Genomic DNA, 25,008 nt, shown 5'->3' with positions numbered 1-25,008 from the left:
TCGGGCGCGAGGGAGCACCATGAGCAGTGGGTACGAAGGGCGGCGCCTCCGTGTCGCCGTTGTCGGGACGGGCATGATCGCGGGCGTGCACGCCCGCGCAGCCCGGGCCTCCGGGGCCGACGTGCTCGGCGTGCTGGGCCGGAACGCCACCCGGTCCGACCAGGTGGCGGCGCAGCTCGACCTGCCCCGCGGCTACGCCTCGCTCGACGAGGTCATCGCCGACGCCCCCGACGTGGTGCACATCTGCACCCCGAACGACCAGCACCACCCGCAGGCGCTCGCGGTGATCGCGGCCGGCATCAACGTGGTGTGCGAGAAGCCCCTGGCGATCGATCCCGCCCAGGCCGCCGAGCTCGTCGCCGCCGCGGCCGACGCCGGGGTCGTGGCCACGGTGCCCTTCGTGTACCGGTACCACCCGATGGTGCGGGAGATCCGGGCGCGCATCGCCGACGGGGAGCTCGGCCGGCTGCTCGCGGTGCACGGGCACTACCTGCAGGACTGGATGCTCGACGAGGACGCCTCGAGCTGGCGCGTCGACCCGACCTCGAGTGGCCTGTCCCGCGCATTTGCGGACATCGGCTCGCACTGGTGCGACCTGGTCGAGTTCGTGACCGGCGAGCGCTTCGCCTCGGTGTCCGCGGCGACCGACATCGTCTACCCGACACGGCCGGCCGCGTCCGGTCCGTCGTTCTCCGGCTCCCCCGACCCCGATCCCGTGGCGGACGCGACGGAACGTGCCGCGGTCACCACCGAGGACACCGCCGTCGCGACCTTCCGCACCGCCACCGGCCGCATCGGCAACGTCGTGATCTCGCAGGTCGCCTCCGGTCGCAAGAACCGCCTGTGGTTCGAGGTCGACGGCACCCGCGGCAGCGCTGCCTTCGACCAGGAGCAGCCCGAGTCCGCCTGGTTCGGCAACGAGCGGGGCGCGCAGATCGTCGTCCGCGACCCGTCGCAGGGGTACCCGGACCAACGTCGTCTGGCGATCGTGCCGGCCGGGCACCCGCAGGGGTACCTCGACGCCTTCGCCGCGTTCGTCGCCGACACGTACACCGCCGTGCGCACCGGTGTGGCCCCCGACGGCCTGCCGACCTTCGCGGACGGTGCACGCTCCGCCGACATCATCGAGGCCGTGATCGGCAGCGCTGCCGAGACGACGTGGCGGGAGATCCGGTGAAGCTCGGCATGCTGACCGCCTGCCTGCCGGGCTGGTCCCTCGACCGGATCGCCGGCTTCGCCCAGCAGCAGGGCTACGAGCGGCTCGAGGTCGCCGTCTGGCCGGGCACCGGCGGCCGCGACTTCGAGGCGGCGCACCTGCCGGTCGCGACGTTCACGGACGAGGACGCCCAGGCCACCCGCGACCTGCTCGACCGCACCGGACTCGAGATCTCGGCGCTGGCCTACTACGAGAACAACCTGCACCAGGACCCGGAGCACCGTGCGGCGGTGCGGACCCACCTCGAGCACGCGATCGACACCGCGCAGACGCTCGGCATCCCGTACGTCGGCACCTTCATCGGCCGCGACACCACGAAGTCCGTCCGCGAGAACATGGCCGAGGGGAACCGTGTCCTGCCCGAACTCGTCGACTACGCCGGCGAGCGCGGCGTGCGGCTCATCATCGAGAACTGCGTGATGGAGGGTTGGCACCCCGACGGGTACCCCGGCAACATCGCGTACTCCCCTGAGCTCTGGGACTGGGTGACGGGGCTCGGCTTCGGCCTGAACTGGGATCCGTCACACCTGACGTGGATCGGGATCGACCCGGTGGAGACGATCCTGCCGTTCGCCGAGCACATCGTGCACGCGCAGGCGAAGGACGTCGAGCTGTTCCCCCGGAAGCGCGACGAGTACGGGTTCTTCGGCAAGGTCGACAAGGGCGACGACCCGTGGGACATGGGCTGGTGGCGGTTCCGCGTGCCGGGCCGCGGTGTCGTGGACTGGCCGCGCGTCGTCGACCGCCTCTACGAGGCGGGCTTCGACGGCACGCTGAGCGTCGAGCACGAGGACCCGCTCTGGGGCGGCACCGACGACAGGGTGCTCGAGGGGCTGCGCATCGCGCACCGCACGCTGCGCCCGCTGATCGCGCAGGAAGCCTAGCCAGCACGGGCCCTGGCCGGGAGGCCCCGCTCACGTGACCGACGTCGGTCACGTGATCCGGGCCTCCAGGCCAGAGCCTGTGAACGGACCCGTGCGCGGCCGCGCACGCTGGGGCCCATGAGCACGACCGTGAGCGACTTCGTCATCGACCGCATCAAGGCGTGGGGGGTCTCCCGCGTGTTCGGGTACCCCGGCGACGGGATCGGCGCCTTCGACGGTGCGCTCGGCAAGGCGGCGTCGAAGGGCGACGGCCTGGAGTACGTCCGGCCCACGCACGAGGAGATCGCGGCGCTGATGGCGACCGCGCACGCGAAGTTCACCGGCGAGGTCGGGGTCTGCGTCGCGACGTCGAGTCCCGGCGCCTTCCACCTGCTGAACGGCCTGTACGACGCGCAGATGGACAACCAGCCGGTGGTCGCGATCGTCGGTCAGCAGGGCCTCGCGGCGATGGGGTCGTTCACGCAGCAGGAGTCGAACCTGGAGCGCGTCTTCGCCGACGTCGCCTGCTACGTGCAGACCGTGGCGACGCCAGAGGCGGTCGGCGTGGTGCTCGACACCGCGTTCCGTACGGCGTCGCTCCGCAAGCAGCCGGCCGTGGTCGTGCTGCCCCACGACGTGCAGGCGATGTCCTACGACGCGCCGCCGCTGGAGCACTGGGCCTCGCGGTCGAGCGACGTCCCGGCGTCCACCCGCATCACACCGCCCGCCGACGAGGTCCGGAAGATGGCGGAGATCATCAACGCCGGGTCGAAGGTGACGTTCCTCGTCGGCGCCGGTGCGCGCGGTGCGACGGCCCAGGTGCTCGCCGCGGCCGAGAAGGCGGGTGCGGGGATCATCACGGCGCTCCGCGGCAAGGACGTGATCCCGGCCGATGTGCCGTACCACTCGCAGCAGCTCGGGCTGCTCGGGTCGCTGCCGTCCCTGCACCAGATCCGCGACTGCGACACCCTCGTGCTGCTCGGCACGAACTACCCGTACGGCGAGTACATGCCGAAGACGGGGCAGGCCCGGGGCATCCAGGTCGACATCAAGCCGGAGCAGCTCGGCCTGCGGTACCCGACCGAGCTCAACCTGTGGGGTGACGTCGGGTCCACGCTCGACGCCGTGCTCCCGCTGCTCGAGCAGAAGACCGACAGGTCGTTCCAGGAGACGATCGCTCACGAGATGCGGGAGTGGGAGTCGGAGATGCGCGCGCAGTCCGAGGTCGCCTACGACGACGGGGTGAACCCGCGCCGGGTGATCCAGGCCGTGAACGACCGGCTGCCCGACGGCGTCACGGTCACCGCGGACGCGGGCACGACCGCCGACTGGTACGGCCACCACATCCGGCTGCGCGAGGGCATGCGCGGCGACATGTCCGGCCGGCTCGCGACGATGCTCGCGGCGATGCCGTACGCCGTGACCGCGAAGTTCGCGTTCCCGGACCGTCCGGCGGTGTGCACGATCGGCGACGGGGCGTTCCAGATGCTCGGCATGAACGAGCTCATCACGGTGAAGAAGTACATGGCGGCCTGGCCGAACCAGCAGCTCGTCATCGTGGTCATGCACAACGACGACCTCGGGCAGGTGTCGTGGGAGATGCGCACCGAGGACGGCAACCCGATGTGGCGCGGCTCGCAGGACGTCGAGTCGATGGACTACGCCGGGTACGCGACGCTGCTCGGGTTCCAGGGCATCGCGGTGCACGAGGACTCCGAGGTCGACGCGGCGGTCGAGCGGGCCTTCGCCCACCAGGGCGTGACGCTCATCGACGCGTACGTCAGCCGGAGCGTCCCGCCGCTGCCGCCGCACATCACGAAGGAGTACGCCGTCAACACGGCGAAGAGCCTGCTGAAGGGCGACCCGGTCGAGCTCGACGTCGTCAAGGACTCCGCCAAGGCGATGGCGACCGAGGTCACCGAACGCGTGAAGGGTGCTCTCGGCCGCGACTGAACCGGGGTGGCCGGGCGACGGGGTACGGCCGTGTGAACGGTGTGTGACGACTTGCGGCGGGGTCTGGCGAGTCGCCTGTGCGTCTTCGTAGGTTCGTCGACGATGAACACTTCCCACACCACCGGATCCGCCGGTGCGACGACCCGACGGCGTCTCGGCGCCGGCGCGGCCCTCGCCACCGCCGGGGTCTTGGTCGCACTGTCCGTCCCGTCCGCAGCCGTCGCCGCCGAGGGCGACACGACGATCGACATCGTCGACGTCAACGACTTCCACGGTCGCATCGAGTCCGAGGGCACCGCCGCCGACAAGGCCGCCGGGGCCGCGAAGCTCGCCGGTGTCGTGCAGTCGTACCGCGAGGCCAACCCGAACACGATCTTCGCCAGCGTCGGCGACAACGTGGGTGCCTCGACCTTCACCTCGCTCATCCAGCAGGACGCCCCCACGATCGACGCCCTGAACGCCATGGACCTCGACGTCAGCGCGATCGGCAACCACGAGCTCGACAAGGGCCAGGACGACCTGACCGGCCGCATCGAGGACCGTGCCGAGTGGCCGTACGTCTCGGCGAACATCGTCAAGGCCGGCACCACCGACCCGGCGTTCACCCCGTACTCCATCGTGGAGAAGGGCGGCGTCAAGGTCGGGTTCATCGGCGCGACCACCGAGGACCTCATCCCCGGACTCGTCAGCCCCGGCGGCGTGCAGGGCCTGGCGATGGCCCCGATCGTCAGCCAGGTGAACCGGTACGCCGAGCAGCTCACCGACGGCAAGGACGACAACGGCGAGGCCGACGTGCTCGTCCTGCTCGTGCACGAGGGCGCCACGACGAGCGCGCTCACCGACGCCACCGGCACCGGCTCGTTCGGCAAGATCACCTCCGGCGTCTCGTCGAAGGTCTCCGCCATCGTGTCGGCCCACACCCACGCCACGTACAACCACTCCATCGCGGGTCCTGACGGCACGAAGCGTCCGGTGATCCAGGCCGGGTCCTACGGGGTCGCCTTCGGGCACCTGCAGCTCACCGTCGACGCGGACAAGCAGCTCACCGGCATCACGTCCGAGGTCAAGTCGGTCAACGCCGAGACCCGCGTGCCCGCCGACGCCACCTCGGTCACCGCCGTGAGCGGCATCGTGACCGCGGCCAAGGCCGTCGCCGACGTGAAGGGCAGCGAGAAGCTCGGCGAGATCACCGCCGACCTGCGTCGCGCCGTGCAGTCCGACCGCAAGGCCGAGAACCGCGGCGGCGAGTCCGTCCTGGGCAACTACATCGCCGAGGTCCAGCGCAGCGCCACCGAGCGCAACGGCTCGAAGATCGCCTTCATGAACCCGGGCGGCCTCCGCACCGACATGGTCTACGCGTCGAGCGGCGCCGGCGACCCGGACGGCACCGTCACCTACAAGGAGGCCGCGCTCGTCCAGCCGTTCGCCAACACCCTGGTGACGAAGGACATGACCGGCCAGCAGATCAAGAACGCCCTCGAGCAGCAGTGGCAGCCGGACGGCCTCGAGCGCCCCTTCCTGAAGCTCGGCGTCTCGGAGGGCTTCGCGTACACCTACGACCCGTCGAAGGGCCGCGGTGAGCGCATCACCGGCATGACCCTCGACGGCGAGGCGATCGCGCTGACCGACACCCTCAAGGTGACCGTCAACTCGTTCCTGTCGACCGGTGGCGACAACTTCGCCGCCTTCGCGACCGGCACGAACGTCGCCGACTCGGGCCAGGTCGACCTGCAGGCCCAGGTCGACTACTTCGTCGCGAACGGGACCGTCGAGCCCCCGGTCGACCAGCGCGCCGTCGGGGTCACGGTCACGCCGACCCCCGCCGGTGGCTTCCAGCCCGGTGACGAGATCGAGCTCGACCTGTCGTCGCTCCTGTTCAGCAGCGAGGACCCCGCGAAGGCCGGCACGGTGTCGGTCAGCGCGGACGGCGAGGAGCTCGCCTCGTCCGCGATCGACCCGACGATCATCGACAAGACCGACGAGCAGGGTCGCGCGACCCTGACCGTCACGGTCCCCGAGATCGAGGTGCCGACCGCACGGGCAGCCGCCCGCACCGCCGGCTCCGTCTCGCTCGCCGCCGTCGCCGACCCGGTCGCCACGACCGACGCACCGCTCGTGGTCACCCTCCCGGGCGGCCAGACCGTGACCCTCGCGGTGACGATCCCGGTCGCCGCTGCGGTCGACCCCACGGACCCGACCGACCCGACGGACCCCACCGACCCGACGGACCCCGTCGACCCGAACCCGGGCACGGGCGGCGGGGTCACCCCCGGCCCCGGCACGGGAGACGGTGACGACGCCGGCATCGGTGGCGTCGGCGGGACCGACGACGGCCCGCGCGCCGGTGGCGACCTCGCCTACACGGGTGCGGACCTGACCGCTCCGGTCATCGCGGCGGGCATCCTGCTGCTGGCCGGGATCACGGCACTCGTGGTCATCCGCCGGAAGCGCGCACACCGCGACGCGACGGTGCTGACGGACTGACCCCGCGCCTTCCGGGCACACGCTGCGAACGGGCCGTCTCACCCTGGTGAGGCGGCCCGTTGGCGTCGTCCTGGAGGCCCGGATCACCCCCGGCGCGCACGTCGCGCACCCGGGCTCGCGCGATGGCTGTCCCATCGCGGGAGAACACTGCGGATCCGCGGATCTGCGGGGTACTCTCGGGGTTGTCGCACCGCGACGCGTCGCGCCGGGTCGCTTTCAGCAAGTCGACGGTGGTTCCGTTCGGCGAGACTCCGCGACGCGGGCGTCCTCCGCCTCCAGGGAAACGGCGGAGGGCGCCCACTCCTCGGGTCAGCGACTCATCTCATCGGAACAGCTGCTCGCCGATGTAGGAACCCTTTCGGGGTGCCGGCGGCACGGCGAACACCGCGGAGCCGATGTGCGAGACGTACTCGTTCAGACGGTCGGAGGCGCCGAGCTTCCGCTGCAGCCGCGTGAAGTGGTCCGGGTCGTTCACGTAGGCGATGAAGAGCAGGCCGGCGTCGAGCTGGCCGTACTCGTTGAGCCCGTCGGTGTAGTTGTACGGCCGCCGCAGGATCTTCACGCCGCCGTTCGCCTCGTGCGCGGCGAGGGCGATGTGCGACGTCGGGTCGATCTTCGTCGCCCCGTCGGAGTCCGCCGCGTGGAAGTCCGGGGTGCTGTGCTCCTGTCCGCCGGAGAGCGGGGCGCCCTGGATCTTCGTCCGCCCGAACACCCGCTGCTGGTCGCTGACGACGTCGGCGTCCCAGGTCTCGATGTTCATCCGGATCTTCCGCACCACCTGGTAGCTCCCGCCGGCCATCCACCCGGCGTCGCGGTCGAGCCAGACGAACCGGTCGTGGTCGGCGTCGGTCGTGATGTTGCGGGTGCCGTCCTTGAACCCCATCAGGTTGCGGGGTGTGCTCTGGTTCGGCCCCGCCGATGCCCGACCGAAGCCGAGCACGGTCCACCGGACGGTCGCGGTGCCCCGGGCCATCCGAGCCAGGTCGCGCACCGCGTGGTACGCCACCTGGGGGTCGTCGGCGCACGCCTGCAGGGACAGGTCTCCGCCGGTCAGGCCCGCCTGCAGGTTGTCGCTCGGCAGCGTCGGGATGTCGGCGAGCGACGCGGGACGCCGGTCGGCCAGCCCGAAACGCTCGTCGAAGACGCCCGGGCCGAGGCCCACCGTGACGGTCAGGGACGCCGGCCCGAGGTCGAGTGCCTCGCCCGTGTCGGCGCCCACCCCGTTGCCGTGCGCGGGTTCGACGCTGCCGACCGTCTTGCCGGCCTGCAGCTGGGCGATCGCGGCCGACCAGCGGGCGAGGAGCACCTGCAGCTCGGTCGTCACGGTCGTCGACAGGTCGAAGGTCATGTAGACGCAGTACCGCTGCGGGGTGGTGCGGATCCCGCCCTGGGGCTGCCGGGCCGCGGTGGCGTAGAACGGCTGGCTCTGCGACAGGTCGATGGACTCGTCGCCGTTCGTCGCCGCCGTGAACGGGTTCACGCCGGTCGCCGCGGTGGCGCCACCGATGCCCGCTGCGGCCCCGACGCCGGCACCGGCCACGGCCAGGCCGGCGCCGAACAGACCGCGGCGGGAGACGTTCGGCCGGGGTGCCTCGTCCGGCTCGGTCACGCGGTCGCGACCTTCTCGGCCAGGCGGGACAGCGGGTCCTGGAGCGCCTGGATCTGCTGCGAGATCGTGTTCGCGTCGGACTTCTTGGTCGCGGCGTCCCACGTGGCGAAGCCACCCAGGTCGTCGGCGTCGCGGTAGCCGTCCATCAGGGTGTTCGTGGCGTCGAACTGCTTCGCGATCTGCTTCGTCAGGGTCGGGTCGAGCTTGGTCAGCCCGGGCTTGAGGTACGCGAAGGCCTGGCGGGCACCCTCGACGTTGGCGGCGAGGTCGACCAGGTCGATGTGGCTGTACGCCTCTTCCTCGCCGGTGACCTTGTTCGACTGCACCTCTTCGAGCAGGCCGGCGGCACCGTTGGCGAGGTCCTCCGGCTTGTAGTCCAGGGTCGGCACGAGCTTCGCGAGCAGCTGCACGTCCTCGGTCAGGTCCGCGGCGGTCTTCTTGGTCGAAGCGGTGATCTTCCCCGCCTGGAACAGGTCCTTCTCGACGGCGTGGAACCCGCTCCAGCCGACGGCCGGGTCGAGGTTCGAGGCGCGCATGTCGATCAGGTAGTCGAGGTTGCCGGCGTTGTCGGTGGCCGTGAAGCCCTTCTTGACGAAGCCGTCGACGTCGCTCTCGACGTGCTCGTAGAACGGGCGGGCGTTCGCGTAGTCGGTCTTGGCCGCGTCGAGGTCACCGGCGTCGATGTCCTTCTGCAGCTGCTCGACCGCGGCGACCATGTCGGTGACCTGGCCGTCGACGTAGGTCGCGTAGCCCTTCGCCCCGTCGCGGAGCAGGGTCGAGGCGCTGCTGTTCGCGGTCGACGCCGCCTTGCCGGTGACGGTGAAGTCCGTCAGCTCGGTCTCGGCGCCGGGGCAGTACACCTGGTACTCCCCGCCGGTCAGCGTGGCGGTGAAGCGGACGGCGTCGAGGCCGGGCGCCAGGTTCTCCTTCTCGCCGAGGATCCGCTGGTCCTGCAGCAGTTCGACCTCGGTGATCGCGGTCGAGGACTCGTTCTTCACGGTGAAGGTGACGGGGCCCGCCGGGACCTTCGTCGAGGACACCGCGCAGGCGTCCTGCCCGTCGTTCGTGAGCGTGATGGTGACGCGGGAGACCTTCGCGTCGGAGCCGGAGTCGTCGGCTCCGGTGGACCCGCCGGCGCAACCGGTGAGTGCGAGGGCGGTGACGGCGCCGAGGGCGCCCAGGGTGATCAGGGGTCGGACGGGCTTACCGAAGGACATGGTCGGTGCTCCTTGCAGGGTCCGCGGCCGGAGGGCCACGGGCGGGGACGGGTTCGGGGGTGGGGGTGGTGGGGAGTCGCCGGCGACGGCGGTCACGGAGGGCGAGCAGCGCCTGCGCGGCGGCCGCTGTGCCGAGGGCGATCGGCAGCCAGGCCTTCCAGAGCAGGAGCTCGGCGGACCGCGCGTCCGCTGCGGCCACCGCGGCGGCCGACCGCTCGACGCGGGCGTCGGGGACGGACCAGACGGTGCGGTCCAGCGTCGTGGTGCGTGCGGACGGGAGGCCCCCACCGCTCAGCGTCAGCACGTCCCGTTCGTCGCGGGTGGCGTCCAGGACCCCGCCCCGGACCGTCCACAGCGTGACGGTGTCGCGGACGGCCCAGCGGGCCGCGAACGGGCCGGGGTTCGTCGACGGCGACACCCCGACGGGGAGGCGGCCGAACAGGGTGACGAGGTCGTCGAGCGTGAGCGTCGACGGACGGTCGTCGCCTGCGCTGCCGGTGCGCGAGCCGGCGCCGTCCTGCACGACGCGCCACCGGTCGGCGGCCACGCCCGCGCGGGTGACGCGGCGGTGGGCCGACGTCGGCAAGGCGATCCGGGCCTCCTGGCCGGTTCCGGTGCCGGCCACCCGCAGGACGCCGGACGCACCGTCGACGCTGGCCGAGACGGAGCTGGCGTCGCCGCTGACCGCGGTCGTGCGGGGCAGGTCGACGCCGCCCGTCGGCACGGCGATCGCGAGCGCCGCTGCGGCGACGGCGAGTGCACCGGCGACGGCGGCGCGCACCCGCGGCACGCGGTCCGGCGACGGGCGCCAGGCGCGCGGCCAGAGCGTCAGGGCCAGCACCGGGACGACGTAGAGCACCCAGCCGAGCACCTCGATGACCCGCGGGTCCGGCGGGATGCCGAGCACGCCGGTGACCAGGGCACCCTGCACCGAACCGTTCGGGGCGAGCCACGACAGGTCGACGGTGCGCTGCTGGCCGATGACGATCCAACCGGCCTCGTGCGCGCGGCGGAGGACGGTCAGCACCAGGCCGCCGGCGACGAAGACCAGGAAGACCCCGGTGCCGGTGAAGAACCGCGACAGGTTGAGCCGGACGCCGCCGGTGTAGATGCCGTACCCGACGACGACCGCCGCGGCGATGCCGATCACGGCCCCGAGGGCGGCGAGGCCGGTGTCCGACGACGCCTGGAACGTGGCGAGCAGGAAGACCGAGGTCTCGAAGCCCTCCTTCAGGACCGCGAGGAACGCCATGCCGGCCAGCGCCCAGGCGGTGCCGCGGCCGAGTGCGGCGGTCGCGCTCGCCTCGAGGTCGGTGGTCAGGGTGCGCGCGTGGGTGCGCATCCAGACGATCATCCCGGTGACGAAGACGACGGCGACGATGCCGATCACCGCCTCCATGCCCTCCTGCTGGGCCTGCGGCAGTGCCTGCTCGACGGCCTGCAGCCCGAAGCCGACGGCGATGCTGAGCAGCACCGCGAGCCCGACGCCGGACCACATGGGGGCGAGCGGGACACGGTTGCGACGCAGGAACGCGGCGATGATGCCGACGATGAGCGTGGCTTCGAGGCCTTCGCGGAGGCCGATGACGAGGGTGGCGAGCATGACGAAGGTGAGGCTAACCTAACCGCGGATCGGCCCGCCAGTCGTTCGACGTGATGTTTGATGGTTCTCATGAACCTGCTGTCCGTCGACGGCCTGGCGTCGGTCACGAACGTGCTCGACCTGGCCGGGGTCTTCGCGTCCGCCCTGCTCGGCGGCTCCATCGCCCGCGCGATGGACTTCGACCTGTTCGGGTTCCTGGTCGTCGGGTTCGTCTCCGGGCTCGGCGGCGGGATGCTCCGCGACACCCTGCTGCAGAACGGACCACCCGTCGCGCTGGTCGACCCGCTGTACGTGCCGGTCGCCGTCGCCGGGGCGCTCGTCGCGTTCCTCGTGTCGTTCTCCGAGGTGACGTGGGACCGGCTGTTCACCGTGCTCGACGCCGCCGTGATCGGGTTCTGGGCCGTGGTGGGCGTGCAGCGGACCTACGACGCCGGACTCGACTGGCCCGCCGCGATCATCATGGGGACCATCACCGCGGTCGGCGGCGGTGCGATGCGCGACCTGCTGCTGCGGCGGGTGCCGGCGGTGTTCGGCGGGAACGCGCTGTACGCCACCGTGGCCGTCGCCGCGTCGGCCGTGATGGTGATCGCGTCCGCACTCGGTTCGCCCTCGCTCGGCATCCTGCTCGCGATCACGCTGTCGCTCGGGCTGCGCTGGGGTGCGGTCCGCCGCGGCTGGGGGCTGCCGAACGGCCGCGACTGGCAGCCGAAGTCGACCCTCGGTTCGCTGCTCCGGCGGGGTCGGAGCCTGCGACCGGACGCACTCCGGCTGCTCCGCCGTCCGGGCCGACGGACCGGTGCCGGCAGTGTCCGGGAAGAGCACGAGGACTGAGGGGCTGTCATCCGCGGCCCCGCGACGCTACGATCAGTACCGCCGGGTATCGTCCTGGCTGTTCTGCCGGGCAACATCCCGGTGAACGCTGTCCGCACAGCACCGACGCGACCCGAACGCGCCGGTTCCGAGCAGACGTGGGGATGGGGGCTTCGCTGATGCCGCGCGGGATCAGACGCGCGGCGCGGCAGGTCTCCCCACCACGGCACGGCCGAAACAGGAACCGATGAGCGACGACGCCTCCCCCACCCCGCGCATCCCGCGGGCCGAGGTCCGAGAACGTCTGCTCGCCGCCGGTGCCGAGGTCTTCGCGGAACAGGGCGTCTACGGGGCGCGACTCGACGACGTCGCAGCGCGCGCGGGGTTCAGCAAGGGCGCCGTCTACTCGAACTTCTCGTCGAAGGAGGACCTGCTCGCGCAGGTCATGCAACGGTCCACGAACGTGGTGCTCGGCTCACTCCAGGAGCTCGTGCACGCGGACATCGCAGCCGTCGACGTCGGGGACGTCCTGCGCGCCGCGTTCGGGCAGCACGACCAGAGCGAGCAGTTCGCGTTGCTGTCGGCGTTCCGCGGGTACGCCGTGCGGCACCCGGAGCTGCTGCCCGAGTTCATCCGCCAGCGCCGGATCCTGCAGGACGGCGTGCTCGAGCTCGTGCGGCTGTGGCTCGGCGCCCACCCCGAGGTCGACGTCGGCATGAGCCCGGAGGAGTTCGCGACCCTGCTCATCGGGGCGAACGTCGGCCTGGTGTTCGATGCGCCGGCGCTGCCCGGGGTGGACCCGGGTGAGCTCATCGCGACGCTGCTCGAGGCGGTCATCCGCCGGCGCTGATGCTGGGGGCGGCGCGTGCAGGCCCTCGCACCGTGCGAGGTTCGCGACCCCGTGCCCGCTCGACCGCCCCGTGCACGCCAACAGCCCCGCACCGAGCCACCAACCGCGCACCACCCGACGAACCCCGCACCGTGCACCACCCGACGAGCCGACGCCCAACGGAACCCGCACCGTGCGAGGTTCGCGACCCCGTGCCCACTCGACCGCCCCGTGCACGCCTACAGCCCCGCACCGAGCGAGCAACCGCGCACCACCCGACGAACCCCGCACCATGCACCAGCCGCCGGACCGCGCCCGCGTCAGGCCGGGCGGCGATCCCGACGGCGGGGCTTCGGTCCGTCGTGGGACCAGGCGGACGACGGCAGCAGACTCGGCGGCAGCAGGCGCGACCGCACGACCCGCAGGATTGGCACCGAGGCGTCGAGAGCGTCACGAGCTTCGCGGACGTGTCGTCCCAACGCCGTGCTGTCCACCGACGCCACCCCGTCGGCGGCGAATCGTTCGCGGTCGACCGCATCGACCGCGGCCTCCAGGTGCGGCAGGACCGATGCCGGCAACCCGGGACGCAGTCGTCCGAGCACGGCTCTGGCAGTCCGAGCCACGGCGGCGGCGTCTCCCGGCGGGGCGATGCCCGGCGCGTACCCGTGGTCGGCGACGTCGTCGAGCAGCTCACGCCAGGCCTGCACGGCGGGTGACCGGCCGGCGGCGATCGCCGACAGTCTCGACCGACGGCGAACGGCCCGCACGAGGCCCGGGGCGACGAGGACGCCGAGCACGAGCAGCAACCCCACCAGCAGCCCGACGGGGCCACCTCCGCCGCCGGTACCGGACGCACCCGTGGCACCCGGAACCGGGGACGCCGAGGGGGTCGGCGTCGCTGACTCTTCCGCCGGGGTGGTCTGCTCCGGCGCCGGCAACGGGGTCTCCGGCGCCGCAGCGGTGGGCGAGGCCGAGGGCTCTTCGGACGGGGCAGCCTCGTCGGAGTCGGGCGTCGGCTCGAACGCGACCCAGCCGGCGCCCTGGATGTACAGCTCGGGCCAGGAGTGCAGCTGCCGGTTCGACACCGCGTACTCGCCGTCGGGCTGCGGCGATCCCGCGCGGTACCCGACCGCGATGCGCGACGGGATGCCGAGGGTCCGGGCCATCACGGCCATGGCGGACGAGAAGTGCACGCAGTACCCGTCGCGGACCCGCAGGAAGGTCGAGACGACGTCCATGCTGTCGCCGTCGTAGCCCTGCTCTACCGGAGCGGTCTCGGAGTAGGTGAACAGGTCGCTACGGAACCACTGCTCGAGCGCCCGGGCACGCCCGTAGTCGTCGGTGCCGGCTGCGGCCACGCGGGTGGCGGCGGACGAGATGTTCGCGGGCAGGTCGTCGGGCAGGGCGAGGTCGGTGCGCAGCTGCTCCCGCCTCGGTTCCCGGAATCCACGACCATCGGAGCGGGCGAGGACCCCGGAGGCGGCGACCGCGTCGAGGTAGTCGTTGGCGAAGGTCGAGGCCCCGTAGGCCTCGTACATCGCGCCACGGGCCGTCGCGGCACCGGTCGACCGGACGGTGCTCGAGTTCCCCATCCACCGCCACTGCGACAGGTCGAGGTTGGTGGACTGCGACTCGATCGACACCGCACCCGACGGCACCGGCAGGTAGGTGCTCGACAGTCCCGTGATCCGGACGGTCACGTCACCGCGGCTCGCCAGGCGCGGGTTGACCCCCTCGGCCCACTGCTGCTCGTCGGCGGTGTCGGCCTCGGCCGCGTTCGTCACGGTCGGCACCCAGTCCCCCGTGCCGAACTCGTCCAGGTCGGCGAGCTTGATGTACTCGGGTTGCCCGTCCGACGACCGGTACCGGAACACCTCGAGCTCGCTCGGCCGACGCAGGTCGTTGCCGAGCTCGAGCAGGGTGCCGGGCCGGCCGGGCTGGATCGGCGACTGGATCGCACCGGTCACGCCGGACAGCCAGCTGGCGTTGAGCGGCACGATCGTCGGCAGTCCGATGGCCACGACGAGCCCGATCGCCCCGACGACCGCGGCCGGCAGTGCTCGCTGCACCGGGCGCACGGACAGCCAGAGCAGGGCGAGGAACGCCGCAGCCGTGGTGATCACGAGCGGGGTGCCGGCGGGCTGCCCGGTGATGACACCCGGCACGATCAGGATGACGAGGGCCGGGGCCGCCGCGAGCGACGGTATCCGCGCGATGGCGGCGAGGAACAGCGAGACCGCCGCCACCCAGCCGATCGACGCGGTGACGACGAGCCGGATCGCGTCGGTCTGCGGCAGCGGCGCCGGGTTCAGCCGGATCGCGGCGAGGGTCTGCCCCAGCGCTCCGTCGGCGTCGAGCCACCCGAGCGGCTGGATGTCGTTGACCAGGGCTGCTGCGCACGAACAGGCGATGACCGCCCCGACGAGGAAGACGAAACGGACACCGGGCGTCTGACGCCGGACCGCGAGCATCACCGCGACGAGCACGGCGACGACCACGACACCGGAGGCCCACCAGGCGATGCCCTGCACGAGCGGGCGGATGGCGAGCGCGGCGAGGAGCACCGGCACCGGGGCGAGTGCGACGACCCAGGCACTCGGCACGTCACGCAGGTCGTCGTCGCGGTCCAGGATCTCGCGAACGTCGGTACGCCCACGTGCCGGAGCGCTCACCCCGGTCACCGCGCGGCTCCGGACGGCGTCGCACCGGCGACCGGGACGACGAGGGTCCGCCAGCCGCCGCGGTCGAGGATGCCCCGCACGGCAGGGTCCGGCGGCACGATGGTCGCCAGGATCCCGCGGCTCGAGCCACTCGTCGCGCTGATGAGTTCGGCGGCCTGCTCGGCGGTGCAGTTGCCCGTGACGACGGCGGTCATGCCGTGCACGTCGCGCCCGCGGACCTCGGGCAGGACGTCGGTGACCTCGCGCGCCTCCGACCGCAGGCGCACGTCGGCGAGTCCGACGAGCACGTCGGTGAGGCCGCCGACGTCCCCCGCGTGCCGGGTGCTGCCGTCCGGGCCGTCGAACACCAGCACGACGCGTGAGGTCCGGGCGGCCAGGGCGCGGGCGACGCTGGCAGCCACCACGACGGCGTGCTCGAAGGCCTGGTCGCCGCCCAGGTCGGAGATCTCGGCGAGGTCCTCACGCCCGAGCCGCTGGTAGGACTCGCGACGGACGTCGAGCGCGATCACGGCCTCGGGCGGCTGGGCCTGCGTGGTCTGGCGGACGTGGAGTTCACCGCGGCGCGCACTCTGCGCCCAGTGCACCCGGCGGATCGGGTCGCCCGGTCGGTACGGACGGAGTTCGCTGTCGTCGGCGGAGCCGCCCTGTCCGACCCGCCCCTCGTCGGCGGAGACGGCACCGGCGAGCGCACCGGCGTCGATCGCCCCGAGGGGCGCCGAGGCCGGCACGACCACGACCTCTTCGGCGGCGACGACGGGGCGGTCGATCCGGAGCAGGCCGAACGGGTCCTCCACCCGGATCGTCACGGGCCCGACCAGCGAGCGGCCACGGTGCATCGCGAGCGCCTCGACGTCGAGGACCGCCGGGGGGACCCCGGGGCCGACCTCGGCGTAGGTCTCCGCCTCGGCCAGGCTGGCGAAGGCGTCCTCCAGCTGTTCGCGGACGAGCAGCGTCGCCCGCGGCCCGATCGGCAGGCTGGTGCTGCCGAGGGTGATGCGCTCCCGGTAGACCTCGCCCACCTGCACGATCGCGCGCGCGGTGCTGCGGCTGCCCCGGAGCGGGGTCGCGACGACGAACGCCATCACGATGCCGAGCACGACCAGCACGAGCAGCAGCAGGCCGGCCGAGACCGCGACGCTCGTGGTGCCGACCAGGCCGCCGCCGACCAGGCCGATGCCGATCGCGATGACCGTCCAGCCCCGGATCGTCGGACGCGGGAACGGGGTGCGGCGGGCCAGGGAGAGTCCGCGGCGGCCGAACCGCGTCGCCGTGGACCGCGCGGCACCGACGCGCCGCCGCAGCGACCGCGGCGCCGATGGAGCGGCCATCAGGAGCGGACGGGGGTGGCCGTGAACGGGATGGCGGTGTCCGAGACGATGCGGACGACGATCTCGCGCACGGTGTCCTCACCGGTGCCGCCGAGCCCGCGGGCGACCGGCACGAGCCGGTGCGCGAGCACGATCGGGGCGAGCGTGGCGACGTCGTCGGGGGTGACGAACGGGCGGCCGAGCAGGGCGGCGTGCGCGCGGGCGGCCTGGGCCAGGTGCAGCGTCGCGCGGGGGCTCGCGCCGAGCACCAGGTCGGGGTGGGTGCGTGTCGACCGGACGATCGCGATGATGTACGCCTCGACGTCGGGGGCGATGTGCACCCCGGCGACGGTCTCGATGATCGCCCGCAGCGTGGTGACGTCGACGATGGGGCGCAGGCGCGACAGCGGGTCGCTGCCGCCGCGGTTCGCGAGCATCTGCCGTTCGGCGTCGACGCTCGGGTACCCCATCGCGATCCGCGCCATGAAGCGGTCGCGCTGCGCCTCGGGCAGCGGGTACGTGCCCTCCATGTCGATCGGGTTCTGCGTCGCGACGATCATGAACGGGCGGTCGAGCTGCCGGGTCACGCCGTCGACGGTGACCTGCGACTCGGCCATCGCCTCGAGCAGGGCCGACTGGGTCTTCGGGCTGGTCCGGTTGATCTCGTCACCGATAACGACGTTCGCGAAGACGGGGCCGGGCGAGAACCGGAAGGTGCTGGACGACTGGTCGAAGATGTTCACGCCCGTCACGTCGGACGGCAGCATGTCCGAGGTGAACTGGATGCGGTTCACCGACCCGCCGACCGAGGCGCCGAGCGCCTTGGCGAGCACGGTCTTGCCGACCCCGGGGACGTCCTCGACGAGCAGGTGTCCCTCGGCGAGCATGACCGTCAGCGCCGTGCGGATGGCTTCCGCCTTGCCGTCGATCACCGTGGCGACGGAGGCCACGATGTCGTCGCCCACCGCTCGGACGTGTTCGAGCGGGAAGGCGGGATCGGTCGGTTCCGGCACGCAGGGCTCCATCGTCAGAGGACAGGTGTCGTGCATGCTACCTCGGGCCGGTGACAGCACCCGGTACGGGTGCACGGACTGGTCGTTCCGCACCCGCACATCGGTGGCCGATCCGCGAGTGGTGGGGCCGGGAGGCACGGCCCACGCACACGTGATCCGTCACCGGTGCGCGGAACGGCCCACGGGCCTCCAGGCAGTGTCCGGGACAGGTGCCGGTCGTCAGGGCCGGGGCGGCAACGCCGCGTCCGCGGCGCGCAGCACGCGCGCGGCGACCGCGACCCCTTCTTCGCGACCGAGCTCGGTGTCCTCGTGCTCGATGTTCACCCACATGTCCGGGTCGATGGACCGCAGGGCCTCGAGGAACGTCGACCAGTACGCCTCGTCGTGCCCCTTGCCGAGCGCGACGAAGTCCCACGCCGACGGCTTCGGCCACTCGTTCGCCCACTCGTCGCCGCCGAGGTTCGTCCGTGACTCGTCCGGCGACAACCGACGGAACGAGTTGTCGAGAACCCCGTTGATGGCGGCGTGCGGGTTGATCCGGACGTCCTTCGCGGCGGCGTGGAACACGAGCGGCCCGAGGTCGCGGGCAACCGCCACCGGGTCCATCTGCTGCCAGAACAGGTGCGAGGCGTCCAGCTCGACCCCCACGTTGGTCAGCCCGCCGCGCTCGACGAGCTCTCGGATCGACGCCGGGTTGAACACGAGGTTCTGCGGGTGCAGCTCGAGCGCGACCTTGACGCCGTGTTCCCGGGCCAGGGCGTCGATCTCCTGCCAGAACGGCACCGCGACGCTCCACTGGTGCTCGAGGACGTCGAGCGCGGCCGAGTTCCAGGCGTTCACGATCCAGTTCGGCCGCGTCCCGCCCGGCTCTCCCGCGGGCAGTCCGGACATCGTGACGACGCGGTCCTGGCCGAGGCGGGCGGCGAGACGGATGCTGCGCCGGACGTCCTCGGCGTGCGCGGGACCGATCGACGGGTCGGGGTGCAGCGGGTTGCCGTTGCAGTTGAGCCCGGCGATCGAGACGCCGGTCCCGTCGAACTGCGCGAGGAACGCGTCACGCGCCCCGTCGTCCTGCAGGATCGCGTCGATGTCGGGCACGTGCACCGGAGGCAGGAACCCGCCGGTGTTCAGCTCGATGCCGGTGAGCCCGTTGGCCGCGATGACCCGGAGCGCGTCGGCGAGGGGCCGGTCGTGCAGGATCGCGTTGTAGAGACCGAGTTTCATGCGTTGACTGCTTCCGTGATCGTCTGTGTGGCTCCGCCGGCTGCGGCGGACCGTGCCACCGCGTCGAGGACCTCCATGTTGTGCACGCCGTCGTCGAACGTGGCGTTCGCGGGCAGGGGGTCGAGCACCGCACCGGACAGCCCCACGACCTCGTCGAGGAACGCCCGCGCCTGGTACTCGAACATCTGGTTCTGCCCCCAGCCCACCCCCGGGGCGTCCATGGCCATCCCTCCGGCGACGTAGGGGTGGTCGGGGCCGAGCACGACCTGGCGGTACCCACCGAGCCGCGAGCCGTCGGACCGCAGCGCGAGGCCGATCTCGGAGGCACGCTCCTGGTCCCAGCGGGCGGCTCCCCGCTCGCAGAACACCTCGATGACGAGGCCGTTCGGGTGCCCGGCCGCGACGCGGGAGGCCTCGAGCGACCCGACGACCGTGCCGTCACCGAACCGTGCACTGAAGGTGGCGTAGTCGTCGTTGCCGACCGTCGCGGTCTCACCGGTGAGCGGGACGGCCTGCCCGCGGAGCGCATGCCCCGCGGCGACCGGGCGCTCGGTGATCGACGTGGTGAACGTCCCACCGCTGACGCTCCGGACCGGACCGGCCAGGAACTCGGCGACGTAGGACATGTGCGAGCCGACGTCGGCGAGCGCTCCGGACCCCGGCTCCCCGGCGAAGCGCCACGAGAACGGGACGTCGGGCGAGGCGCCGTAGTCGGTCCAGTACCGGCCGGAGACGTGCAGGACCCGGCCGAGCGTGCCGTCCTCGACGAGCTCCCGGATGGCGGCGAGCCCGGGAGCCCGGCGGTAGGTGAACCCGATGCGGCCGAGGACCCCGCGCTGCTCGGCCTCGGCGGCCGCGGACGCCATCGCCCGGGCGTCGTCGAGCGAATCGGACAGCGGCTTCTCGCACAGCACGTGCTTGCCGGCGGCGAGCAGCCCCTCGACGATCTCGCGGTGCAGGGTGTTCGCGACGACGACGCTCACCACGTCGATGTCGTCCGCTGCCGCGATGGCCCGCCAGTCGGTGTCGTGCCGCTCGTAGCCGAAGCGCCGTGCGGCCTCTGCTGCCAGCGGCTCGTACACGTCGCCGACCGACACGAGCCGGACGGGCGGCAGCGTCGGGGCGAAGAGGGAGGGTGCGTTCCGCCACGCAGCCATGTGGGCCTTGCCCGCCATGCCCGCTCCGATGACGGCGACGCCGATGCTGTCGCTCATGTTCTCTCCTTCGAGAAGCTCGCTGGGATCCGCTCTGGAACGTTCCAGAACGTGTCGGTAGACTGTAGCCGCACGAGCCCATGTCCTGTCAAGCACCGTGCCGGAAAGGCTCAGCGTGACCCCTCGACCGCCGACGATCATCGACGTCGCCGCACGTGCAGGCGTGTCGAAGTCCCTGGTGTCGATGGTGCTGCGCGACGACCCGGGGGTCTCCCCCGCTCGCCGATCGGCGGTGCTCGCCGCCGTCGACGAGCTCGGTTACCGCCCGAACCGCGCCGCCGCCATCCTCGCCGGCACCCGGACCCGCACCATCGGGGTCATCGTCGACGACTTCCGGAACCCCTGGTACGTGCCGATGCTCGACGGCATCCGCGAGGCCCTCGCCCTACACGGCCTCCGCCTCACCCTCGCCGACACCCGCGCCAACGCCCACCTCGACTCCTCCCCCTTCGACGACCTGGTCTCCCTGCGGGTCGACGGCGTGGTCCTCGCCGCCGAGGGCTTCCCCGACGTCGTCGTCCCCGCGGACACCCCGGTCGTGATCGCCGGCGCGCGCGAGGACGTCCCCGGTGGACTCGACGTGGTCGCCTCCGACGAAGCCGCCGGCGGGCGGTTGGCAGCGGATCACCTGATCGGCCTGGGTCACCGCCGCATCGCCCACGTCACCGGCTCGGGAGGCCCGGCGGCCGTCCGCCGTCAGGCCACCGTCGCGCAGCTGGTCGCGTCCGGCATCGAGCCGCTGGTCTACGGCTCCGGCCCGACCTCGGAGACGACCGGCTACGAGGGCATGCGACTCGCCCTCCGTGAGCACCCCGACCTGACCGCGGTGTTCGCCGCGAACGACGTCATGGCGATGGGCGCGATCGCCGCCGTGCAGGAAGCCGGACTCCGCGTGCCGCAGGACGTCTCGGTGATCGGCAACGACGAGACCCCGCTCGCCGCCTCACCCCTGCTGCGCCTGACGACGGTCGACCCGCACAACGACGAGGTCGGGCGCCTGGCGGCTGCGCGGTTGGTCGAGCGGATCGGCGCGCCCGCTGGGGCTCCGGCAGATCCGATCCGGACGCTCGTGCCGCCGACGCTCGTCGTGCGGTCGACGACGGGGCCGCCGCGCGCTTGAGTGGTGACCACCCCGGGGCCGGCACCGGCGGGGCGGAGGTGCGCCGCGCCTCCAGGCCGGGTGCGAGGTGACCCGAGGTCAGACGCGCGCGCCCTCGAGCCGCTCGACGGACTCGGCCAGGTCGGCGAGCTCGGGGACCTCGTGCGCCTCGGCGAGGGCACCCTCGAGCGCCTCGGCGTGGATCGGCGTGGCACGCTCGAGCAGGGCCTGCCCGGCGTGCGTGAGTTCTGTGTAGAGCCCGCGGCGGTCGTCGGCGCACAGGACGCGGGTCAGCAGGGCGCGCTCCTCGAGCCGGTTCACCAGGCGGGTGGTCGCACTCGGGCTCAGCGCTGCGGCGCGGGCGAGCTGCTGCATGCGCATGTGGAAACCGTCCTGACGGCGCAGGGCGTCGAGCACCGTGAACTCCACGACGGACAGGTCAACCTCGCGCAGCGCCCGCTCGAGTCGCGACTCGATCAGGCCGTGCAGTGCCGCCAGGGTGCGCCAGCCGTGCGCACGGACGGCGGTGGAGGTGTCGTCGACGGACATCGGGGCTCCTTCGGTCAGTGCAGACGACGACAGTTGCTTGCGCGGATACCCCGCGTGTGCAACTATCGATATCCCGCGCCTGCAACAACCAGCGTACGCGGCACAGCTGCACAACGGAAGGACATCCATGCCCGCGGGACTCATCGCCCTCGCACTCGGCGGATTCGGCATCGGCCTGACCGAGTTCGTCATCACCGGCCTGCTGCCCGAGGTGGCGGCCGACTACGGCGTCACCGAGACCACCGCCGGCTGGCTCGTCACCGGGTACGCCCTGGCGGTCATCGTCGGGGCCCTCGGGCTCACCGCCGCGACCACTCGACTCCCCCGCAAGCCCGTCCTGCTCGGGCTGCTCGTGCTGTTCATCGTCGGCAACACCCTGTCCGCGATCGCCCCGACCTACGGCGTGATGATGACCGGCCGTGTCATCGCAGCCCTGTGCCACGGAGCGTTCTTCGGCATCGGCTCGGTCGTCGCGGCGAACATGGTCGAGCGGTCCAAGCGCGCCTCGGCCGTCGCGCTGATGTTCACCGGACTCACCGCGTCGAACGTGCTCGGCGTCCCGTTCGGCACCTTCCTCGGCCAGGCCGCTGGCTGGCGTGCGACGTTCTGGGCGATCGCGGCCATCGGCGTCGTCGCCCTGATCGGCGTGCTCGTCCTCGTCCCCGCAGTCCGCTCCACCGAGGTCCCGTCCCTCGCCCGCGAACTCAGCGCCTTCCGGTCCGGGCAGGTCTGGCTGTCGCTCGGCATGACCGTGCTCGGCTACGGCGGGATGTTCGGCGCCTTCACCTACATCGCGTACACGCTGACCTCGGTGTCCGGGTTCCCGTCGTCGGCGGTGCCGTGGCTGCTCATCGTGTTCGGGATCGGGCTGTTCGTCGGCAACTTCGCCGGCGGCAAGCTCGCGGCCCGCTCGATCGACCGCACGTTGCTCGTGGTGCTCGTCGTCCTGACCGTGGTGCTCGCGGCGTTCGCCCTCGTCGCGACCTCGCCGGTGCTCACCGTGATCGCCCTCGTGCTGATGGGGGCGTTCGGGTTCGCGACCGTCCCGGCCCTGCAGACGCGGGTGATGCAGTACGCCGACCACGCGCCGACCCTGGCGAGCGGGGCGAACATCGCCGCGTTCAACCTCGGCAACGCGCTCGGGGCCTGGATCGGTGGCCTGACCATCGCCGCCGGGCTCGGGTACACGTCGCCGATCTGGGCGGGGTCGGGGATCACCCTGGCGGCAGTCGCGCTGACGCTCGTGGCGGTGGGCGCGGTGCGTCGGGGTCGCGCGGGGGTGCGGACCACGACGACGGGGAGCATCGCGACGGTCTGACGCGAGCGCTTCGGGTGCCAGAAACGACGAAACCCCGGTCCGATCGGACCGGGGTTCATCGTCGTGCGGAGACGGAGGGATTTGAACCCTCGGTCCCCTCAAAGGGGACTCCACCTTAGCAGGGTGGTGCACTCGGCCGGACTATGCGACGTCTCCAAGCACTCTCGCGAGCGCTGCGACCACCATACAGGAGGACCGCGCCACTCTCGACCCGACGCACACCCGCGCGTGGCACGACCCGTCGCACTCGGTCCCCCGAAGTGGGGACACGCTGAGGTTGTCGGGGCGTACCCCGCTGCATACCATCGTCGGGACGCGGCAATCACGTTCCGGGGCTCGTCCCCGTCGTCGCGACACAGCACCCGACGTCGTTCCCCGTGCGGGCCCGGCGCGCCCGATCGCGTGGCGCCCGGCGGGGAGCGACTTCCCCCGGGGGCGCGGCCCACCACCGCGCCCCCGTTTCTGTGTTCGCCGGCGGGGGCACGGCTGACGTTCCGGCGCACGCGCACGCGCGCACGTGCACTCGCCGACGGTCAGTCCCGCGAAAGCGACACTGCGCCGCCGATCCGGCCCGACCGTGCCGCCACAGCGACGGAGTGCCGCGAACGTTCGGCGGCAGACTGTCGCTTTCGCGGAAGGGGGGGGCGACGGGCCAGCCCCACCGCCCAGCCGCGCCTCAGTACCCGAACGCCTTGGAGCAGGTCTGCTGGTCGGCGGACTGACCCTCGAGCCCGTCGATCGTCTCCGGCGTTGGGGACGGCGTGCGAGGCGCAGCGGACGACGGGGTGCCAGCGGACGGCGCCGCAGGGGTCGCAGGATCCGCGGGCTCCGGCACAGCGGCCGGCGACGAGGGAGCGGCGGTCGGCTGCGTCGGGTTCGTCTCCGACCCGATGCCCGTACTGTCCGCCCCGAGGGAGAACGACTGGTCGGCCTTGATCTTCGCGAACAGCCGGTCGGCCAGGTACGTCGTCGGCTCGACCTTGCCCTCGTAGACACCGGTGCCGCCCGTGGTGCCCGGGTACTGCACGAAGTTCACCTGCGCCAACGGCAGGTCCCGCAGCGCCAGACCCATCTGCACCATCGTGCCGATGTCGTTCAGGCTCTGGGACAGCTGCATGTTCGACGCCGCAGCCCGGGCCAGCTTGTACAGGCGGGTCGGCGAGCCGAGGGTGTCGTTCGACTTCACGGTGCGGAGCAGCGACGACAGGAAGACCTGCTGGCTCGAGATCCGGCCGAGGTCCGACCCGTCGCCGACCCCGTGCCGGGTGCGCAGGAACGCCAGGGCCTCGTCACCCTGCAAGGTCGAGGTACCGGCGGGCAGGTTCAGTCCGGTGTACGAGTCGGTGATCGGCTGGGCGACGCAGACCGGCACGCCGCCGATCGCGTTCGACATCTCGATGACGCCCTTGAACGACACCGCGGCCGAGTACTGGATGTCGAGCCCGGTCAGCCCGGAGACCGTCTGGGTGACGCAGTTCAGGCCGCCCTCGCCGAACGACGTGTTGATCGGCTGCGCGGCCATCGCCGGCGCCGTGCCCGTGCCGTCGGTCTTCTTGCACGCCGGGATCGGTGTGACGAGGTCGCGCGGGATGCTCACCGCGGTCGCGTTGGTGTGGTCGGCCGACACGTGCAGCAGGATGTTGACGTCGTTGAGGGTCGCGTCACGCTCCCCGAACGCCGCGCTCTGCTCGGGGTCGTTGTCGGTGCCGACGACGAGCATGTTGAAGCCGCCCTTGAAGGCACTGAGCGGCTTGGCACCCTTCGCCTTCGGCGCCGGCTGCCCCTGGATCTCGACGCCGTCACCGAGGTCGTCCGTGACCTGCTTCGCCGCGATGGCCGTCACCGAGACCGAGCTCACGAGCGCCACCGCGACGACGCCGGAGACCAACTTGGCGGCGGTGGCGAAGGGGCTCGAGCGACGCAGACGTCCGTGCCGTGCGATCCCGGCCGCTCGGTTCAAGCGGTGGGATCGATCGCGGACGTCGTTCACGGGCACTCCTGTCGTCGGTGGACACGCCG

The 25,008-nt window shown here is 72.2% G+C and carries 18 protein-coding genes and 1 tRNA gene; 8 read left to right on the top strand and 11 right to left on the bottom strand.

From position 1 onward, the window contains the following. Nucleotides 1–19 precede the first annotated feature (19 nt). From KK087_RS01175 to KK087_RS01160, 4 genes are all read left to right on the top strand, one after another. Nucleotides 20–1,177, top strand: coding sequence for a Gfo/Idh/MocA family protein (locus tag KK087_RS01175; protein WP_214563933.1), 1,158 nt, complete (start codon nt 20–22; stop codon nt 1,175–1,177). Further along, a complete protein-coding gene (locus KK087_RS01170) occupies nt 1,174–2,100 on the top strand; it encodes a sugar phosphate isomerase/epimerase family protein (protein ID WP_214563932.1) in 927 nt (308 codons plus the stop codon). Before KK087_RS01175 ends, KK087_RS01170 begins: the two co-directional genes overlap by 4 nt. A gap of 117 nt (nt 2,101–2,217) precedes the next feature. Further along, nucleotides 2,218–4,032: a thiamine pyrophosphate-requiring protein gene (locus KK087_RS01165; RefSeq protein WP_214563931.1), complete on the top strand. Its 1,815-nt coding sequence runs from the start codon at nt 2,218–2,220 to the stop codon at nt 4,030–4,032. A gap of 102 nt (nt 4,033–4,134) precedes the next feature. Next, nucleotides 4,135–6,516, top strand: a complete 2,382-nt coding sequence (locus tag KK087_RS01160; protein ID WP_214563930.1) for a bifunctional metallophosphatase/5'-nucleotidase — start codon at nt 4,135–4,137, stop codon at nt 6,514–6,516. Nucleotides 6,517–6,838: 322 nt separating this feature from the next. Here KK087_RS01160 and efeB read toward each other — a convergent pair whose 3' ends face one another. The 3 genes from efeB to efeU are packed head-to-tail and all read right to left on the bottom strand — an operon-like array spanning nt 6,839 to nt 10,945. Further along, a complete protein-coding gene (gene efeB / locus KK087_RS01155) occupies nt 6,839–8,125 on the bottom strand; it encodes an iron uptake transporter deferrochelatase/peroxidase subunit (protein WP_214531136.1) in 1,287 nt (428 codons plus the stop codon). Beyond that, nucleotides 8,122–9,342, bottom strand: coding sequence for an iron uptake system protein EfeO (gene efeO, locus KK087_RS01150; RefSeq protein WP_214531134.1), 1,221 nt, complete (start codon nt 9,340–9,342; stop codon nt 8,122–8,124). The genes efeB and efeO overlap by 4 nt, the downstream gene beginning before the upstream one ends. Next, on the bottom strand, nt 9,329–10,945 hold the full coding sequence (efeU, locus tag KK087_RS01145; RefSeq protein ID WP_214563929.1) for an iron uptake transporter permease EfeU: 1,617 nt from the start codon (nt 10,943–10,945) through the stop codon (nt 9,329–9,331). Before efeU ends, efeO begins: the two co-directional genes overlap by 14 nt. A gap of 69 nt (nt 10,946–11,014) precedes the next feature. On the opposite strand from efeU, the gene KK087_RS01140 reads away from it, so the two are divergent. Next, nucleotides 11,015–11,776, top strand: a complete 762-nt coding sequence (locus KK087_RS01140) for a trimeric intracellular cation channel family protein (protein WP_214545325.1) — start codon at nt 11,015–11,017, stop codon at nt 11,774–11,776. A 226-nt stretch (nt 11,777–12,002) separates the two neighbouring features. Then, nucleotides 12,003–12,605: a TetR/AcrR family transcriptional regulator gene (locus KK087_RS01135; RefSeq protein ID WP_214563928.1), complete on the top strand. Its 603-nt coding sequence runs from the start codon at nt 12,003–12,005 to the stop codon at nt 12,603–12,605. Between the two features lie 299 nt (nt 12,606–12,904). On the opposite strand, the gene KK087_RS01130 is transcribed toward KK087_RS01135, so the two are convergent. The 5 genes from KK087_RS01130 to KK087_RS01110 all read right to left on the bottom strand — a co-directional run bounded on the left by KK087_RS01130 (nt 12,905) and on the right by KK087_RS01110 (nt 20,023). After that, complete coding sequence (locus KK087_RS01130; protein ID WP_214563927.1) at nt 12,905–15,256, bottom strand: transglutaminase TgpA family protein; 2,352 nt, start codon at nt 15,254–15,256, stop codon at nt 12,905–12,907. Between the two features lie 5 nt (nt 15,257–15,261). Further along, nucleotides 15,262–16,593 (bottom strand): DUF58 domain-containing protein, encoded by a 1,332-nt coding sequence (locus KK087_RS01125; RefSeq protein WP_214563926.1) that lies wholly within the window; start codon nt 16,591–16,593, stop codon nt 15,262–15,264. Next, complete coding sequence (locus tag KK087_RS01120) at nt 16,593–17,597, bottom strand: AAA family ATPase (protein ID WP_250893375.1); 1,005 nt, start codon at nt 17,595–17,597, stop codon at nt 16,593–16,595. The genes KK087_RS01125 and KK087_RS01120 overlap by 1 nt, the downstream gene beginning before the upstream one ends. A gap of 207 nt (nt 17,598–17,804) precedes the next feature. Then, on the bottom strand, nt 17,805–18,809 hold the full coding sequence (locus KK087_RS01115; protein WP_214563925.1) for a sugar phosphate isomerase/epimerase family protein: 1,005 nt from the start codon (nt 18,807–18,809) through the stop codon (nt 17,805–17,807). Further along, entirely contained in the window at nt 18,806–20,023 is a 1,218-nt protein-coding gene (locus tag KK087_RS01110) for a Gfo/Idh/MocA family protein (RefSeq protein ID WP_214563924.1), read from the bottom strand. The genes KK087_RS01115 and KK087_RS01110 overlap by 4 nt, the downstream gene beginning before the upstream one ends. A gap of 115 nt (nt 20,024–20,138) precedes the next feature. On the opposite strand from KK087_RS01110, the gene KK087_RS01105 reads away from it, so the two are divergent. Beyond that, nucleotides 20,139–21,143 (top strand): LacI family DNA-binding transcriptional regulator, encoded by a 1,005-nt coding sequence (locus KK087_RS01105; RefSeq protein ID WP_214563923.1) that lies wholly within the window; start codon nt 20,139–20,141, stop codon nt 21,141–21,143. A 78-nt stretch (nt 21,144–21,221) separates the two neighbouring features. Here KK087_RS01105 and KK087_RS01100 read toward each other — a convergent pair whose 3' ends face one another. Next, nucleotides 21,222–21,671, bottom strand: coding sequence for a MarR family winged helix-turn-helix transcriptional regulator (locus KK087_RS01100; RefSeq protein WP_214563922.1), 450 nt, complete (start codon nt 21,669–21,671; stop codon nt 21,222–21,224). 127 nt (nt 21,672–21,798) lie between these two features. Here KK087_RS01100 and KK087_RS01095 point away from each other — a divergent pair, with 127 nt between their 5' ends. Then, nucleotides 21,799–22,989: an MFS transporter gene (locus tag KK087_RS01095; protein WP_214563921.1), complete on the top strand. Its 1,191-nt coding sequence runs from the start codon at nt 21,799–21,801 to the stop codon at nt 22,987–22,989. 66 nt (nt 22,990–23,055) lie between these two features. Here the strand turns inward: KK087_RS01095 and KK087_RS01090 are convergent. After that, nucleotides 23,056–23,145, bottom strand: a tRNA-Ser gene (locus tag KK087_RS01090). A 520-nt stretch (nt 23,146–23,665) separates the two neighbouring features. Beyond that, complete coding sequence (locus tag KK087_RS01085; protein ID WP_214563920.1) at nt 23,666–24,979, bottom strand: LCP family protein; 1,314 nt, start codon at nt 24,977–24,979, stop codon at nt 23,666–23,668. Nucleotides 24,980–25,008 lie beyond the last annotated feature (29 nt).

Source organism: Curtobacterium aurantiacum (assembly GCF_018598555.1).
GTDB classification, from domain to species: domain Bacteria; phylum Actinomycetota; class Actinomycetes; order Actinomycetales; family Microbacteriaceae; genus Curtobacterium; species Curtobacterium aurantiacum.
The sequence above is the reverse complement of the archived record's forward strand: the minus strand, read 5'-3'. Positions and strand labels throughout refer to the sequence as shown.

Coding starts and splice junctions, on each gene's coding strand:
- KK087_RS01175 (WP_214563933.1), top strand. CDS start 20: ATGAGCAGTGGGTACGAAGGGCGGCGCCTCCGTGTCGCCGTTGTCGGG.
- KK087_RS01165 (WP_214563931.1), top strand. CDS start 2,218: ATGAGCACGACCGTGAGCGACTTCGTCATCGACCGCATCAAGGCGTGG.
- KK087_RS01160 (WP_214563930.1), top strand. CDS start 4,135: ATGAACACTTCCCACACCACCGGATCCGCCGGTGCGACGACCCGACGG.
- efeO (WP_214531134.1), bottom strand. CDS start 9,342: ATGTCCTTCGGTAAGCCCGTCCGACCCCTGATCACCCTGGGCGCCCTC.
- efeU (WP_214563929.1), bottom strand. CDS start 10,945: ATGCTCGCCACCCTCGTCATCGGCCTCCGCGAAGGCCTCGAAGCCACG.
- KK087_RS01140 (WP_214545325.1), top strand. CDS start 11,015: ATGAACCTGCTGTCCGTCGACGGCCTGGCGTCGGTCACGAACGTGCTC.
- KK087_RS01135 (WP_214563928.1), top strand. CDS start 12,003: ATGAGCGACGACGCCTCCCCCACCCCGCGCATCCCGCGGGCCGAGGTC.
- KK087_RS01125 (WP_214563926.1), bottom strand. CDS start 16,593: ATGGCCGCTCCATCGGCGCCGCGGTCGCTGCGGCGGCGCGTCGGTGCC.
- KK087_RS01120 (WP_250893375.1), bottom strand. CDS start 17,597: ATGGAGCCCTGCGTGCCGGAACCGACCGATCCCGCCTTCCCGCTCGAA.
- KK087_RS01115 (WP_214563925.1), bottom strand. CDS start 18,809: ATGAAACTCGGTCTCTACAACGCGATCCTGCACGACCGGCCCCTCGCC.
- KK087_RS01110 (WP_214563924.1), bottom strand. CDS start 20,023: ATGAGCGACAGCATCGGCGTCGCCGTCATCGGAGCGGGCATGGCGGGC.
- KK087_RS01100 (WP_214563922.1), bottom strand. CDS start 21,671: ATGTCCGTCGACGACACCTCCACCGCCGTCCGTGCGCACGGCTGGCGC.
- KK087_RS01095 (WP_214563921.1), top strand. CDS start 21,799: ATGCCCGCGGGACTCATCGCCCTCGCACTCGGCGGATTCGGCATCGGC.